Annotated in this window: 14 protein-coding genes; all 14 read right to left on the reverse strand. The window is 71.5% G+C overall.

What is annotated here, in order from left to right; translation table 11 throughout:
• Positions 1–377: 377 nt before the first annotated feature.
• The 14 genes from AB0L21_RS21085 to AB0L21_RS21150 all read right to left on the reverse strand — a co-directional run bounded on the left by AB0L21_RS21085 (position 378) and on the right by AB0L21_RS21150 (position 13,459).
• Complete coding sequence (locus AB0L21_RS21085; protein ID WP_030645831.1) at positions 378–1,115, reverse strand: sirohydrochlorin chelatase; 738 nt, start codon at positions 1,113–1,115, stop codon at positions 378–380.
• 2 nt (positions 1,116–1,117) lie between these two features.
• On the reverse strand, positions 1,118–2,002 hold the full coding sequence (locus AB0L21_RS21090; protein ID WP_365704131.1) for an ABC transporter permease: 885 nt from the start codon (positions 2,000–2,002) through the stop codon (positions 1,118–1,120).
• A complete protein-coding gene (locus AB0L21_RS21095) occupies positions 1,989–2,768 on the reverse strand; it encodes an ABC transporter ATP-binding protein (RefSeq protein ID WP_365704129.1) in 780 nt (259 codons plus the stop codon). Before AB0L21_RS21095 ends, AB0L21_RS21090 begins: the two co-directional genes overlap by 14 nt.
• A gap of 36 nt (positions 2,769–2,804) precedes the next feature.
• Positions 2,805–3,917 (reverse strand): aliphatic sulfonate ABC transporter substrate-binding protein, encoded by a 1,113-nt coding sequence (locus AB0L21_RS21100; RefSeq protein WP_365785609.1) that lies wholly within the window; start codon positions 3,915–3,917, stop codon positions 2,805–2,807.
• 274 nt (positions 3,918–4,191) lie between these two features.
• Complete coding sequence (locus tag AB0L21_RS21105; protein WP_365704125.1) at positions 4,192–5,526, reverse strand: GTP-binding protein; 1,335 nt, start codon at positions 5,524–5,526, stop codon at positions 4,192–4,194.
• A gap of 2 nt (positions 5,527–5,528) precedes the next feature.
• Positions 5,529–6,464, reverse strand: a complete 936-nt coding sequence (gene cysD, locus AB0L21_RS21110) for a sulfate adenylyltransferase subunit CysD (protein ID WP_365704123.1) — start codon at positions 6,462–6,464, stop codon at positions 5,529–5,531.
• The gene (cysC, locus tag AB0L21_RS21115; protein ID WP_365785611.1) at positions 6,461–6,997 is read right to left on the reverse strand and encodes an adenylyl-sulfate kinase; all 537 of its coding nucleotides are present in this window, start codon (positions 6,995–6,997) and stop codon (positions 6,461–6,463) included. Before cysC ends, cysD begins: the two co-directional genes overlap by 4 nt.
• A gap of 26 nt (positions 6,998–7,023) precedes the next feature.
• Complete coding sequence (locus AB0L21_RS21120) at positions 7,024–7,734, reverse strand: phosphoadenylyl-sulfate reductase (RefSeq protein WP_365704119.1); 711 nt, start codon at positions 7,732–7,734, stop codon at positions 7,024–7,026.
• Positions 7,731–7,913 carry a hypothetical protein gene (locus AB0L21_RS21125; protein WP_365704117.1) on the reverse strand — a complete coding sequence of 61 codons (183 nt, stop codon included), beginning with the start codon at positions 7,911–7,913 and terminating at the stop codon, positions 7,731–7,733. Before AB0L21_RS21125 ends, AB0L21_RS21120 begins: the two co-directional genes overlap by 4 nt.
• Positions 7,910–9,607: a nitrite/sulfite reductase gene (locus AB0L21_RS21130; protein WP_365704115.1), complete on the reverse strand. Its 1,698-nt coding sequence runs from the start codon at positions 9,605–9,607 to the stop codon at positions 7,910–7,912. Before AB0L21_RS21130 ends, AB0L21_RS21125 begins: the two co-directional genes overlap by 4 nt.
• A gap of 126 nt (positions 9,608–9,733) precedes the next feature.
• Entirely contained in the window at positions 9,734–9,817 is an 84-nt protein-coding gene (locus AB0L21_RS21135; RefSeq protein WP_309486338.1) for a putative leader peptide, read from the reverse strand.
• Positions 9,818–9,944: 127 nt separating this feature from the next.
• On the reverse strand, positions 9,945–10,517 hold the full coding sequence (locus AB0L21_RS21140) for a GNAT family N-acetyltransferase (RefSeq protein WP_365785613.1): 573 nt from the start codon (positions 10,515–10,517) through the stop codon (positions 9,945–9,947).
• A 131-nt stretch (positions 10,518–10,648) separates the two neighbouring features.
• Positions 10,649–11,983 carry a hypothetical protein gene (locus tag AB0L21_RS21145; protein WP_365704111.1) on the reverse strand — a complete coding sequence of 445 codons (1,335 nt, stop codon included), beginning with the start codon at positions 11,981–11,983 and terminating at the stop codon, positions 10,649–10,651.
• A 180-nt stretch (positions 11,984–12,163) separates the two neighbouring features.
• Entirely contained in the window at positions 12,164–13,459 is a 1,296-nt protein-coding gene (locus tag AB0L21_RS21150) for a GAF domain-containing protein (RefSeq protein WP_365785615.1), read from the reverse strand.
• Between the last annotated feature and the right edge of the window lie 169 nt (positions 13,460–13,628).

A 13,628-nucleotide genomic window follows, 5' to 3' on the forward strand; every position in this document is an offset into this window, starting at 1 on the left:
TCCACCCGCGCGGCGCGGCGCGGCCGGATGTGGTTGCTCGGTGCGGGTCGGGGGAGTGGTCACCGTCAGCCGCGGTGGCAGCACCAGCCGGGCCCCGCACCAGCAGTCCCACGGCGGCGGGTTCTCGCCCGGCTCCGTCGTGATCTTCCGCCCGCACGAGGCGCACTCCACCACCGCGACCGGCACCGCCGGCAGCGCGTCACGCGACTCCGACCCCCGCACCCGGGCCGCGGGATCGCGCAGCCCCGTCGTGAACGACCGCCGGAACAGCTCCCGCAGCCGCTCCGCCGCCGCGTCCCGGCGTGCCGGGGCCGCGGGCCCGGCCACCACGCACCCGTACCCTGACGGGGCACCTCGCGGCCACGGCCGCGCGGCGGTTACGCGCCGAGTGCCGCCAAGGCCGGCCGGCAGGCGCTGTCGTACCGCTCCAGCGACACCCGGGCCACTTCAGGGGCGGGGCCGAGCACCTCGGCGAGCACGTCCGCCCCGGCCGCGCCGCGCGCGATCCGGTCCGGCAGGAAGCCGGGGGCCAGGACGTACGGCGCGACGGCGACCCGCTCGCAGCCGAGGGCGCGCAGCTCACGTACCGCGTCCTCGGTGCGGGGAAGGGACGCGGAGGCGAACGCGGGTCGCACGGCGCACCAACCGGTGTGCCACCACTCCCGCGCGATGTCGGCGATCACCGCGATCGCCTCCGGGTCGGAGGACCCCGCCGAGGCCAGCACGACCCCGGTCGAGGACTTGTCGGCGGGCGACAGGCCCGCCTCGTACAGCCGTCGTTCCAGCGCGGACAGCAGCAGCGGGGACGGGCCGAGCACGTCTGCCTGCCGGATCCGCAGCCGCGCCGGCGCGTCCCGCAGCACGGCGGGGATGTCGGCCTTGGCGTGGAACGCGCGGGTCAGCAGCAGCGGCAGGGCGACGACGTCCCGTACGCCCTCCGCCGCCAGCGACTGAAGCACCCCGTGCACCGACGGGACGTTGAAGTCCAGGAACCCGGTCTCCACGCGCAGGCCCGGCCGCAGCGACCGCACCCGCTCCACCAGGGCGTGCACGGTCGCCGCGTGCCGCGGGTCGCGGCTGCCGTGGGCGATGACGAGAAGGACCGGACGGCGCATGGTCAGCTCTTCACCAGCAGGCCGCGGCTGCGCAGCACCCACCGCTCCAGCGGGCTGAAGATCAGCAGGTCGATGGCGATGCCGACGAACAGGATCAGGAAGATCGCCTCGAACACCATGGACATGGAGCTGGCGTTGCGGCCGTTCTCCAGCAGCGCGCCCAGGCCGACGCCCAGGTCGGGGGAGGAGGCGATGATCTCCGCGGCCATCAGCGAGCGCCAGGAGAAGGCCCAGCCCTGCTTCAGGCCCGCGAGATAGCCCGGCAGCGCGGCCGGCAGGACGATGTGCCAGGCGCCCCGCACCCCGGTCGCGCCCATCGTGCGGCCCGCCCGCAGGAACAGCGGCGGCACCTGGTCGATGCCGGAGACCAGGCCGTTGGCGATCGACGGGACCGCGCCGAGCAGGATCACCGCGTACATCATCGAGTTGTCCAGGCCCAGCCAGATCACCGCCGGCGGCACCCAGGCGACCGACGGCAGCGACTGCAGACCGGACAGCACCGGACCGATGGCCGCGCGCACGAACTTCACCCGCGCCACCAGCAGACCGAGCGGTGTGCCGATGGCCAGCGCGAACAGGAAGCCCAGCAGACCGCGCGAGACGCTGGTCCAGATGTAGTCCAGCAGCGTGCCCTCCAGCCAGGCACGCTTGAACTCGCCACCGACGTCGGCGGGGGAGGGCAGTTTCGTGGGATCGTCGACGATCTTGAAGGAGATCAGCGCCTGCCACACCACCAGCACCACCACGGTGGCGACGACCGGCGGCAGGATCTTGCTGGTGAAGGTCTGCCGGAACGGCGTACGGCCGGCGGAGACGACCTCCAGGGCGTCCAGACCCGCCTCGACGCTCCCCGCGTCCGTGACGGTCTTGGTCTCAGTGCTGGCCATGACGCCGGATCTCCCCACGCAGTACTTCGGTGATCTCCAGGGACAGTTCGGCGACCGGCGCGTCCTCGATGCGCCGCGGCTGCGGAATGTCCACCCGCCACTCACGGGCCACCCGGCCCGGCCGGGACGACAGCAGCACCACCCGCTGCGCGAGCCGTACCGCCTCGCGCACGTTGTGCGTGACGAACAGGACGGACACGCCCGTCTCCGCCCAGATCCGGGTCAGCTCGTCGTGCAGCAGGTCCCGGGTGATCGCGTCCAGCGCGGCGAACGGCTCGTCCATCAGCAGCAGCTGGCTGTCCTGCGCGAGCGCGCGGGCCATGGCCACGCGCTGGCGCATACCGCCGGACAGCTCGTGCACCCGCTTGCCGTACGAGCCGTGCAGCCGCACCAGTTCGAGCAGCCGCTCGGCCCGCTCGCGGCGCTCGTTCTTCGGAACGCCCCTGAGCTTGAGGGCGAGTTCGATGTTCTTGCCCGCGGTCAGCCATGGGAACAAGGCGTGTTCCTGGAACATCAGGGCCGGACGCCCGTCGGTCGCGATGCTGCCGGCGGAGGGCTGGTCCAGCCCCGCCACCAGGTTCAGCAACGTCGACTTGCCGCAGCCCGAGGCCCCCAGGAGGGTGACGAACTCACCCGGTGCGACATCGAGGCTGATGTCGTCCAGGACGAGCTGCTGCCCGCCCGGTGTCGCGAAGGACTTCGAGACGTGTGCGATACGCGCCGCGTGCTCGACCGTCTCGGCGGCCTCGGCGAAGGTCGTTGCCATGGTCGTCACCTCCTGGGAACTCATCGGCTACGGGACTTACTCGGCGCCGAGTCCGGCGTCGCTGACGGTCGGCTCGCCCTCGGCCTTGAGGACCTTGTTCAGGAGGGTGAGGTCGTAGATGCCGTCCAGCTTGGGGTTCTCCAGCAGGCCGGCCTTGACGGCGTGCCCCGCCTCGGTGTCGAGGGTCGCGGCGAGCGGGTCGTCGGTGAACTGGATGGACTTCCACGCCGGGTCCAGCACCTTCGCGGGCAGCTCCTTGCCGGAGTCGACGCCCAGCTGCTTGTTCGCCGCGGTCTTCGCCTCGTCCGGGTTGGCGTTGATCCACTTGTTGGTCTCGACCGATGCCCTGAGGACCGCCTCGACGGCCTTCGGGTGCTCCTTGAGGAACTTCTGCGACACGATGATGTTCGTGATCACGAACTTCTTGTCCGGCCACAGCGTCGACTCGTCCAGCAGCACCTTGGCGCCCTCGGCGACCAGCTTGGACGCGGTCGGCTCCGGCACCCAGGCGCCGTCGATCGAGCCGGACTTGTAGGCGTCCGGGGTCACCTTGTTGTCCGTGCGGACGACGGACACGTCACCCTTGCCGCTCTGCGCGTCGACCTTCCAGCCCTGCTCGGCCGCCCAGTTGAGGAACGCCACGTCCTGCGTGTTGCCGAGCTGCGGGGTCGCGATCCTCTTGCCCTCGACGTCCTTCAGGGACTTGATCTTCTTCGGGTTGACGACCAGCTTCACCCCGCCGGAGGCCGAACCGCCGATGATGCGCAGGCTCTTGCCGTCGGACTTGGTGTAGCCGTTGATCGACGGGGAGGGGCCGATCCAGCCGATGTCGATGGAACCCGAGTTCAGGGCCTCGATCTCGGACGGACCGGCGTTGAAGACCTGGTACTTGGCCTCGGTGGCGCCCAGCTCCTTCTGGAAGAAGCCCTTCTGCTTGCCGACCAGGGCGGTGGCGTGGGTGAGGTTGCCGAAGTAGCCGATCTTGACGGAGCCGAGCCCGTCGATCTTCTTGGCGCCGGTGGCGATCTTGGCGCCCGCGTTGTCGTCCTTGGAGTCGGACCCGTAGCCGCAGGCCGCGAGGGACAACAGGGGGAGTGCGGCGATCACGGCGATCCCGCGGCGAAGCAGAGTGGAGCGGTTGGCAGGCACGGGAGGCTTTCCTCTCGTTGGCCCGGCGGTCACGGTCTCTCAGGTCGTGGCCGGGAGTCGGCAAAGGGTCTTCGTCGCTTCCGGGGTGGGGGTCCCCCCGCTCGCGAGCGAAGCCGAGCATGTGGGGGAGGGTGGGGGGACGGGGCGCGCAGGCAGTGCGCGTACGTCACCGCGCACATCGCGCGACCCCGCCCTGCCCGCTGCCGAGGACGCCGCTGCCGACGCGGCCGCCCTCCTTCGCGAACGTCGAGTAGAAGTCGGTGGAGTTCATCGCTCAGAAGTCCCAGCCGTCGTCGTCGGCCTCGTCCTTGACGGGCTCGGGGGACGCGAACGACTCGCCGACCATGCCCGCGGTGAGCGTGGTGCCGTCGGCGGGGTCGATCAGGATGAAGGAGCCCGTGCGGCGCGAGTCGGCGTAGGAGTCGACCGGCAGCGGCTCGGCGGTACGGATCTTCACCCGGCCGATGTCGTTGGCGACCAGCTGTCCCGGGTGCGGGTGCAGGGACAGGTCGTCGAGCGTCAGCCGGGACGGGATGTCCTTCACGATCGCCTTGACCGTGCGGGTGCCGTGCTTGAGCAGCACCCGGTGACCGACGGTCAGCGGCGCGTCGGCGACGTGGCAGACGGTCGCCTCCACGTCCTGCGTGGTGGCCGGGGCGTCCTTCGTCGGCACGATCAGGTCGCCGCGCGAGACGTCGATGTCGTCCGCGAGCCGCACCGTCACCGACTGCGTCGTCCAGGCCACGTCGACCGGTTCGCCGAGCAGGTCGATGCCGGAGATCGTCGAGGTACGGCCGGACGGCAGGACGGTGACCTGCTCGCCCACGCGGAACGTGCCGGCCGCGATCTGGCCCGCGTAGCCCCGGTAGTCCGGGTGCTCGGCGGTCTGCGGCCGGATCACGTACTGCACGGGCAGCCGCGCGTGGCAGTGCGCCAGGTCGTGGCTGACCGGCACGGTCTCCAGGTGCTCCAGCACGGTGGGACCGCCGTACCAGTCCATGTGCGCGGACGGCTCCACCACGTTGTCGCCGGCCAGCGCCGAGATCGGGATCGCGGTGACCTCCGGGACGCCCAGCTCGGTCGCGTACGCCGTGAACTCCTCGGCGATCGCGGCGAACACCTTCTCCTCGTACCCGACGAGGTCCATCTTGTTGACGGCGAGGACGACGTGCGGGACGCGCAGGAGGGCGGCGATGGCCGCGTGCCGGCGGGTCTGCTCGACCACGCCGTTGCGGGCGTCGACCAGGATCACCGTCAGCTCGGCCGTGGAGGCGCCGGTGACCATGTTGCGGGTGTACTGCACATGGCCGGGGGTGTCGGCGAGGATGAACCGGCGGCGCGGGGTCGCGAAGTAGCGGTAGGCGACGTCGATGGTGATGCCCTGCTCGCGTTCGGCGCGCAGGCCGTCGGTGAGCAGCGCGAGGTCCGGGCCGTCCTGGCCACGGCTCGCGGAGGCGCGCTCGACGGCCTCCAGCTGGTCGGCGAGCACCGACTTGGAGTCGTGCAGCAGACGTCCGACGAGCGTGGACTTGCCGTCGTCGACGGAGCCGGCGGTGGCGAACCGCAGCAGGGTGGTGGCCGAGAGCGCCTCGGTCGTGGTCGTGCTCATGCTTAGAAGTACCCCTCGCGCTTGCGGTCTTCCATCGCGGCCTCGGACAGCTTGTCGTCGGCGCGGGTCGCGCCCCGCTCGGTCAGCCGGGACGCGGCGATCTCGGCGATGACCTTCTCGATCGTGTCGGCGTCGGAGTCGACCGCGCCGGTGCAGGACATGTCGCCGACGGTGCGGTAGCGCACCTGCCGCTTCTCGACCGTCTCGCCGTCCTTCGGCCCGCCCCACTCGCCGGCCGTCAGCCACATGCCGCTGCGCTGGAACACCTCGCGCTCGTGGGCGAAGTAGATCTCCGGCAGTTCGATGCCCTCGCGGGCGATGTACTGCCAGACGTCCAGCTCGGTCCAGTTGGACAGCGGGAAGACCCGGACGTGCTCACCGGGGGCGTGGCGGCCGTTGTACAGGTTCCACAGCTCGGGGCGCTGGCGGCGCGGGTCCCACTGGGAGAACTCGTCGCGCAGGGAGAAGACGCGCTCCTTGGCGCGGGCCTTCTCCTCGTCGCGGCGGCCACCGCCGAAGACGGCGTCGAACTTCTCGCTCTGGATCTTCTCCGTCAGCGGGAGGGTCTGGAGCGGGTTGCGGGTGCCGTCGGGGCGTTCCTTGAGCACACCGCGGTCGATGTAGTCCTGGACCGAGGCCACATGGAGGCGCAGCCCATGTGCGGCCACCACACGGTCCCGGTACTCAAGGACTTCCGGGAAATTGTGTCCGGTGTCGACATGGAGCAGCGCGAACGGCACCGGCGCGGGGGTGAAGGCCTTCAGCGCGAGGTGCAGCATGACGATGGAGTCCTTGCCGCCGGAGAACAGGATCACCGGGTTCTCGAACTCGCCCGCGACCTCGCGGAAGATGTGCACCGCCTCCGACTCCAGCGCGTCCAGGTGCGACAGTGCGTACGGGCTGTCCGTGCCCTCGTCCACCTTGGCGACCGTGGTCATGCCAGTCCCCTCTCGCTCAGCAGCGCGTACACCGACGCGGCCGACTCCCGGACCGTCTGGTGCTGCGACTCGATCCGCAGATCCGGCGTCTCCGGCTCCTCGTACGGGTCGTCGACCCCGGTGAGCCCGGTCAGCTCGCCCGCGGCCTGCTTGGCGTACAGCCCCTTCACATCGCGCACGCTGCACACCTCGACCGGGGTCGCCACATGGATCTCCAGGTACGGCGTCCCGTTCTCCTCGTGCCGCTTGCGCACCGCGTCCCGGCTGTCCGCGTACGGCGCGATCACCGGCACCAGCGCCGTGACGCCGTTGCGGGCCAGCAGCTCGGCGACGAAGCCGATGCGCTGCACGTTGGTGTGCCGGTCCTCCCGGGAGAAGCCGAGGCCCGCCGAGATGAACTCGCGGATCTCGTCGCCGTCGAGCACCTCCACACGGTGGCCCTCGGCGCGCAGCCGGCCCGCCAGCTCGTACGCGATGGTGGTCTTGCCGGCGCTCGGCAGACCCGTGAGCCAGACGGTGGCTCCGGTCGTCACGTGGTTCTCCTGACTCCGCTCGTTCGTCATCCGTGCAGCCCGCACTCGGTCTTGGCCCGGCCCGCCCAGCGGCCGGCCCGCGCGTCCTCGCCCTCCAGGACCCTGCGGGTGCACGGGGCGCAGCCGACGGAGGCGTAGCCGTCCATCAGCAACGGGTTGGTGAGCACGCCGTGTTCGGTGATGTACGCGTCCACGTCGTCCTGCGTCCAGCGGGCGATCGGGGAGATCTTGACCTTCTGCCGCTTCTCGTCCCAGCCGACGACCGGCGTGTTCGCCCGGGTCGGGGACTCGTCGCGGCGCAGGCCCGTCGCCCACGCCTGGTAGTTCTTCAGGCCCTCTTCCAGTGGCCGCACCTTGCGCAGCGCGCAGCACAGGTCGGGGTCGCGGTCGTGCAGCTTCGGGCCGTACTCGGCGTCCTGTTCGGCGACCGTCTGCTTCGGCGTGAGGGTGATGACGTTGACGTCCATCACGGCCTCCACGGCGTCCCGGGTGCCGATGGTCTCCGGGAAGTGGTAGCCGGTGTCGAGGAAGACCACGTCCACGCCCTTCAGCACGCGCGAGGCGAGATGGGCGACCACGGCGTCCTCCATGGAGGAGGTGACGCAGAACTTCGTGCCGAAGGTGTCCACCGCCCACCGGAGGATCTCCAGTGCGGAGGCGTCCTCCAGGTCCCGGCCCGCCTGCTCGGCGAGCGCCTTCAACTCCTCGGTCGTACGCTCTTCCTGAGCCGTCGTCATATCAGGTCGTCCCCTCCGTTGTCGGCTCGCTGAATGCCCCGGGCCAGCAGCCCCAGGAACTTCAGCCGGAATGCGCGGTTGCACGCCGCGCATTCCCAGGCGCCGTGACCCTCGTCGCTCGGACGCAGGTCCTCGTCGCCGCAGTAGGGGCAGTAGAACGGGGCCGCGCGCTCGCTCACGACAGGGCCTCCTCGGACGCGCGCGCCGCCCAGGCCGCGAACCGCTCGCCGTCCTCGCGCTCGGCCTGGAACCGCTTGAGCACGCGCTCGACGTAGTCGGGCAGCTCCTCCGCGGTGACCTTCAGGCCGCGCACCTTGCGGCCGAAGCCCGGCTCCAGCCCGAGGGCGCCGCCCAGGTGCACCTGGTAGCCCTCGACCTGCTCGCCCCGGTCGTCGAGGACCAGCTGTCCCTTGAGACCGATGTCCGCGACCTGGATACGGGCGCAGGCGTTCGGGCAGCCGTTGAGGTTGATGGTGATCGGCTCGTCGAAGTCCGGCAGGCGGCGCTCCAGTTCGTCGATCAGCTGCGAGCCGCGCTGCTTGGTCTCCACGATGGCGAGCTTGCAGAACTCGATGCCGGTGCAGGCCATGGTGCCGCGCCGGAACGAGGACGGCCGCGCGGTGAGGTCCAGCGCCTCCAGGCCCTCCACCAGCGAGTCGACCCTGTCCTGCTCGACGTCGAGGATGATCATCTTCTGCTCGACGGTGGTGCGGACCCGGCCCGAGCCGTGCGCCTCCGCGAGGTCGGCGACCTTCGTCAGCGTGGCGCCGTCGACCCGGCCGACGCGCGGCGCGAAACCGACGTAGAAGCGGCCGTCCTTCTGCCGGTGCACACCGATGTGGTCGCGCCACTGCTGCACCGGCTGCTCGGGAGCGGGCCCGTCGGTCAGCTTGCGCTTCAGGTACTCGTCCTCCAGCACCTGACGGAACTTCTCCGCGCCCCAGTCCGCGACGAGGAACTTCAGCCGGGCCCGGTTGCGCAGCCGGCGGTAGCCGTAGTCGCGGAAGATCGAGATGACACCCTCGTAGACGTCCGGGACCTCGTCGATCGGCACCCAGGCGCCGAGCCGCACGCCCAGCTTGGGGTTGGTGGACAGACCGCCGCCGACCCAGACGTCGAAGCCCGGGCCGTGCTCGGGGTGGCGTACGCCGACGAACGCGACGTCGTTGATCTCGTGCACGACGTCCAGCAGCGGCGAACCCGAGATGGCCGTCTTGAACTTGCGGGGGAGGTTGGAGTACGCCTTGTTGTTCAGGACGCGGCGCTTCATCTCCTCCAGCGCCGGCGTGGCGTCGATGATCTCGTCCTCGGCGATGCCCGCCACCGGGGAGCCGATCATCACACGCGGGGTGTCACCGCAGGCGGTGACGGTGGACAGGCCGACGCCCTCCAGCCGGTCCCAGATCTCCGGCACGTCCTCGATCCGGATCCAGTGGTACTGGACGTTCTGCCGGTCGGTGATGTCCGCCGTGCCGCGCGCGAACTCCTGCGAGATCTCACCGATCACCCGCAACTGCGCCGTGGTCAGCGCCCCGCCGTCGATGCGGACGCGCAGCATGAAGTACTCGTCGTCCAGTTCCTCCGGCTCCAGGACCGCGGTCTTGCCGCCGTCGATCCCGGGCTTGCGCTGGGTGTAGAGCCCCCACCAGCGCATCCGGCCGCGCAGGTCGTTCGGGTCGATCGAGTCGAAGCCGCGCTTGGAGTAGATCGTCTCAATGCGTGTCCGCACATTGAGACCGTCGTCGTCCTTCTTGAACTGCTCGTTGCCGTTGAGCGGGGTGAAGTGGCCAACGGCCCACTGGCCCTCACCGCGGTGACGGCTCACCTTGCGGCGGGGCGCGGAGGCGGCGGGGTTCTGTGGGGTGGCGGCCATGGGTGTACGTCCTTCGGGACAGGCGGGTAAGCGGCTGACCTGCGCGTGCGTGCGCATGCGGCATGGGTGCGCGTCGTTGCGCACGCGTGATCAGGTACGAAGAGGGAACGGCGGTGCTGGGAGGCGTCAGCTCGCCGGACAGATGGCGCTGGACATGCGGCCGAGATCGACGTGCCGCCGACTCACCAAGGCAATTCCAGTTCCGGACATGACGGAAGCGTGTCACGGCGATCTGGACACAGTCCAGCTTCGTCCATCATCCGGACACCCTTGTCCCGGAATGTGGAACAAGGGTGTCGTCGCTCACATGCGTCGCCGGAGGACTTGTCCTGGCAGGTCAGGCGGGGTATGCGCCGGGCCAGGGCCCCGGCGCGGCCCCGTCCGGCTCCAGCTCCACCTTGGTGTCGAACAGCTTGAAGCCGCGCCGCTGGTAGTTGTCCATCGCGTACTCGCCGTCCTTGCTGCACGTGTGCAGCCACACCCGCTTCGTCGGCGTCCGCCCGGGCCACCGCTCGGCCAGGTCCCACGCGCGGGCCGTACCGTACGCCAGCAGGTGGCCGCCGATGCGCCGGCCGCGGAAGGCGGGGATCAGCCCGAAGTACACGATCTCGACCGCGCCCTCGTCCTGCGGCTCCAGCTCGACATAGCCGGCCGGGGTGCCGCGGTCGTAGGCCACCCAGGTCTCCACGCCGGGCCGCTCCAGGTGCTCCCGCCACCGCGCGTACGTCCAGCCCAGCCGGTCGGTCCAGCGGATGTCGCCGCCGACCGAGGCGTACAGGAACCGGCTGAACTCGGGGGAGGGCACCTCGGCGCGGACGATCCGGACATCGCCGTCCGGGGCGGCGGCGGGCAGGAGGTCGGCCGGGGAGGTCTGCTCCAGGGACCAGGTGGTGACAGGGACGCTGCTCATGCGGGTCAGGGAACCATCCCGCGGGCCGGTCTGTCGATCGGGTCCGGGAGCGCCCCCGGAGCCGAGCGGCATGACCGCCCCCGGAATCGAGCGGCACAACGGCCTCCCGTGCCGGTCGGCAGGACCGGCCGTCAGTCCAGGGAGCGGTCCAGCTCGGCCAGTGGCAGCGCGAACAGCATGCGGTCGGACAGTGACCACACCTCGCCGCTCTCCTGCCAGTAGGAGAGCGAGCCCGCGTCTTGCGCCCAGCAGCGGTCCGAGGCGTCGGCGCCGCAGCGGGCCGCCCGGGCACCCCGGGTGTCCTGCCGCCACAGGCCGCCGTGCCCGTCCTGCGACTCGGGCAGCCGTCCCACATACCAGGACGGCCGGTCCGCCCCGGGCTTCCGGTACGACAGCAGGCCCCGGATCCCGTCGGCCCGGGTCCGGTACGCCTCCACCGCGTCCGCCCGCCCCCAGGCATCCGTGGCGAGCAGCCCGGGACGCGCCGGATCGTCGCTGAACGCGTACCGCCACAGCCGGGCGCGCCGGTCGCCGCCGGGCGCGGTCCACTCCGCGGCGACCAGGCTGTCCGGCGTCGTACCCCGGTCGAGGGCGAGCGCGCCGGGACAGGGCGGGCCGGAGGGGGCGCAGCGGCCGGAGGTGAAGCGGTACGAGGCGACCGCGGGCAGCACATAGCCGTAGCCGTCGGCGGACCAGCCGCCGGCCACGCGGCCGATCTCGGGCCCGTCGACCGTGGTGCGCTGGATGCGGTCCAGGTCGTAGACGTAGAGCGCGTCGGCGCCGCCGGCCGTGGTGGTGACCAGCAGCTTGTTCTGGTACCAGACCATGCCGGAGACGCCTGAGGCCAGGCCCCGGTAGTCCCGGCCGCCGTCGACCGGCACCACCAGCAGCACCCAGCGGTAGGAGAGGTGGGCGGGGTCGTCCGCGTCGACGAAGGCGACCCGGGCGAGGCCCCGCTCGGCGGGGCGGCCGGTGGTGGTGCTGTGGGTCCAGCCGGCGAGGACGACCCGGTGGGTGCCCCAGACGCCGTCGTCGTCGGCGTCCCCGGAGGTGGTCACCGAGGCGGGCCGCCAGTCGGCGGTGGCGGTGTCGGCGGGGTCCCAGCAGTAGGCGCGGGTGGCGGCCGGGGCGACGGGAAGGGAGGCGCGGTCGCCGGCGGAGCAGTCGTCGCCCTCGCGCAGGCCGCGGTCGGTGCTCTGGAGCACGGCGTCCACGCCGACCGGACGGCCCATCGCGGCGGCGAGCCGGTCCAGGGTGCGCGCGGGGACCGGGTGCTCCTGGAGGCGGAGCCGGCTGGTGTCCGCCGGGGAGGTCAGCGGCTTCAGCGCGCCCGGGTCCTCGGTGACGTCGGCCTGGGAGGCGCTGATCAGGGTGGCCGCGGCGGTGAGCGCGAGCGCGGTGCCGGTCAGGACCGCGCGCAGCGCCGCGCCCCGTCTGCGTCGGCGGTGTCTGCCGCGATGCTTCATCTCTCCTCCAGAGGGCGGGCCAACTGCGCCTGACGAGCCGTAGGTTGACGCGAGGAGCAGGTGGGGAGGCCCGTACGGGATGCTACGGCAGGAACGGGCCGCGCAGGGCCAAGACCGCGCAGATGGGCGGAAGACGCGCGTGCGTGGCCGGGTCCGGCCGGACGGTCACCTCTGACCGGGCTACTCGGTCCGGCCGTTGTGCGTGACATTCCGTTTCCGGGTCACTGCCGGTGCTGTCGACTGTGGGAGCAGGCGGGACGGATCCTCTGGAAGGATCACTTCCACTTCCACATCGTCGCAGAACCGATACGGTCGGTGCTGGAGAAGTTCCCCCAGATACCTTCGGATTCTGGACATCTCGGCCCGTACGGTCACAGTCCGGGAAGGATCGCCGAACAGATCCTCGGCCAGCCCCGCCGCCCCGCGCCCGGCACGGTGCTCCGCGAGCAGGAACAGCAACTCGGCATGGCGCGGACTCAGTTCCCGCGACCAGGAACCCGCCGAAGCCGTGACCGTCAGCAGGCAGCGGCCCGGCCGGGCGAGGTCCAGCGCGATCCGGCGGGCACCGGCCCGCGGCTCCTCCTCCGCCCGCAACAGCCAGCCCCCGGCCAGCGGCTCCACCGCGCACGAGCCGAGCGAGGGCAGCCACCGGCGGCCCGGCGCCAGCGTCCTCGGCAGCGTCACCCGCCGCACGTACGGCATCCCGGTCACGGCCGCCGCCCAGCCGTCGCGGTCCACCACCAGCGCCCGCCCGGCCAGCCGGGCCAGCACCGGCGCCGCCACCACCCGCAGCCGCTCCAGCGAGGCCAGATGAAGCTCCCGCAGCCGGGCCTCGGCCAGCTTGGCCACCGAGTCCACCCAGGCGAGGGTCGCCGGATGCATGGTCTCCAGGGGGCCGCTGACGTCCACCACGCCGAGCAGCCGCCCGTCCCGCGGATCCGTGATCGGCGCGCCCGAACAGGTCCAGGAGATGTGCGACCGTACGAAGTGCTCGCCGGCGAACACCTGGACCGGCCGCCGTACCACCGCAGGGGTGCCCACCCCGTTGGTGCCGACGACGTCTTCCCGCCAGTCGGCGCCGAGTTCAAAGCCGAGCCCGTCGGCCTTACGCAGCACCGACGGCGCCCCCTCCCGCCACAGCACGCGCCCGTCGGCGTCCGCGACGACCATGATGTGCTGGGCCACGTCCGCGACCGAAAGCAGCCCCTCCCGCAGCACCGGCAGCACATGCCGCAGCGGCGACTCCTCCCGTCGGCGCCGCACCTCGTCCGAGGGCAACAGCCCGGACCGGAAGTCGTGTTCGGGGTCGACGCCACTGCGCAGCATCCGTCCCCACGACTGCTCGATCACCGGACGGGGCGCGAGCCGGGTACGTTGCCCGGCGAGCGTGGCCTCACGCACCTCGCTCAGCACCCGCGCCGCCTGCGCCGCGTCCACGGCGGCCAGACGCGCCACGTTCATCGGCGGGTTCACCACTGCGGTCCTCCCGGAAAAGGGCGTCGAACACACGTGTCAAGCCGTCCGGGCGGCGGTTTCCGGTCCGACTGTGCCTCTCATACTGCCGTTCCGGACATGGCGGAGGCACAGACTCCGCGCATGTGCCGCCATAAGTTGCAACCCCCTGCAACCCTGGTGAACCGCCGGG

This window comes from Streptomyces sp. NPDC052721, assembly GCF_040678315.1.
Classification (GTDB): domain Bacteria; phylum Actinomycetota; class Actinomycetes; order Streptomycetales; family Streptomycetaceae; genus Streptomyces.

Excerpts from the sequence above, each read along its gene's own strand:
- AB0L21_RS21085 (WP_030645831.1), bottom strand. The coding sequence starts at position 1,115 with ATGCGCCGTCCGGTCCTTCTCGTCATCGCCCACGGCAGCCGCGACCCG.
- AB0L21_RS21105 (WP_365704125.1), bottom strand. The coding sequence starts at position 5,526 with ATGAGCACGACCACGACCGAGGCGCTCTCGGCCACCACCCTGCTGCGG.
- AB0L21_RS21120 (WP_365704119.1), bottom strand. The coding sequence starts at position 7,734 with ATGACGACGGCTCAGGAAGAGCGTACGACCGAGGAGTTGAAGGCGCTC.
- AB0L21_RS21135 (WP_309486338.1), bottom strand. The coding sequence starts at position 9,817 with ATGTCCGGAACTGGAATTGCCTTGGTGAGTCGGCGGCACGTCGATCTC.
- AB0L21_RS21090 (WP_365704131.1), bottom strand. The coding sequence starts at position 2,002 with ATGGCCAGCACTGAGACCAAGACCGTCACGGACGCGGGGAGCGTCGAG.
- AB0L21_RS21145 (WP_365704111.1), bottom strand. The coding sequence starts at position 11,983 with ATGAAGCATCGCGGCAGACACCGCCGACGCAGACGGGGCGCGGCGCTG.
- AB0L21_RS21095 (WP_365704129.1), bottom strand. The coding sequence starts at position 2,768 with ATGGCAACGACCTTCGCCGAGGCCGCCGAGACGGTCGAGCACGCGGCG.
- AB0L21_RS21130 (WP_365704115.1), bottom strand. The coding sequence starts at position 9,607 with ATGGCCGCCACCCCACAGAACCCCGCCGCCTCCGCGCCCCGCCGCAAG.
- cysD (WP_365704123.1), bottom strand. The coding sequence starts at position 6,464 with ATGACCACGGTCGCCAAGGTGGACGAGGGCACGGACAGCCCGTACGCA.
- AB0L21_RS21140 (WP_365785613.1), bottom strand. The coding sequence starts at position 10,517 with ATGAGCAGCGTCCCTGTCACCACCTGGTCCCTGGAGCAGACCTCCCCG.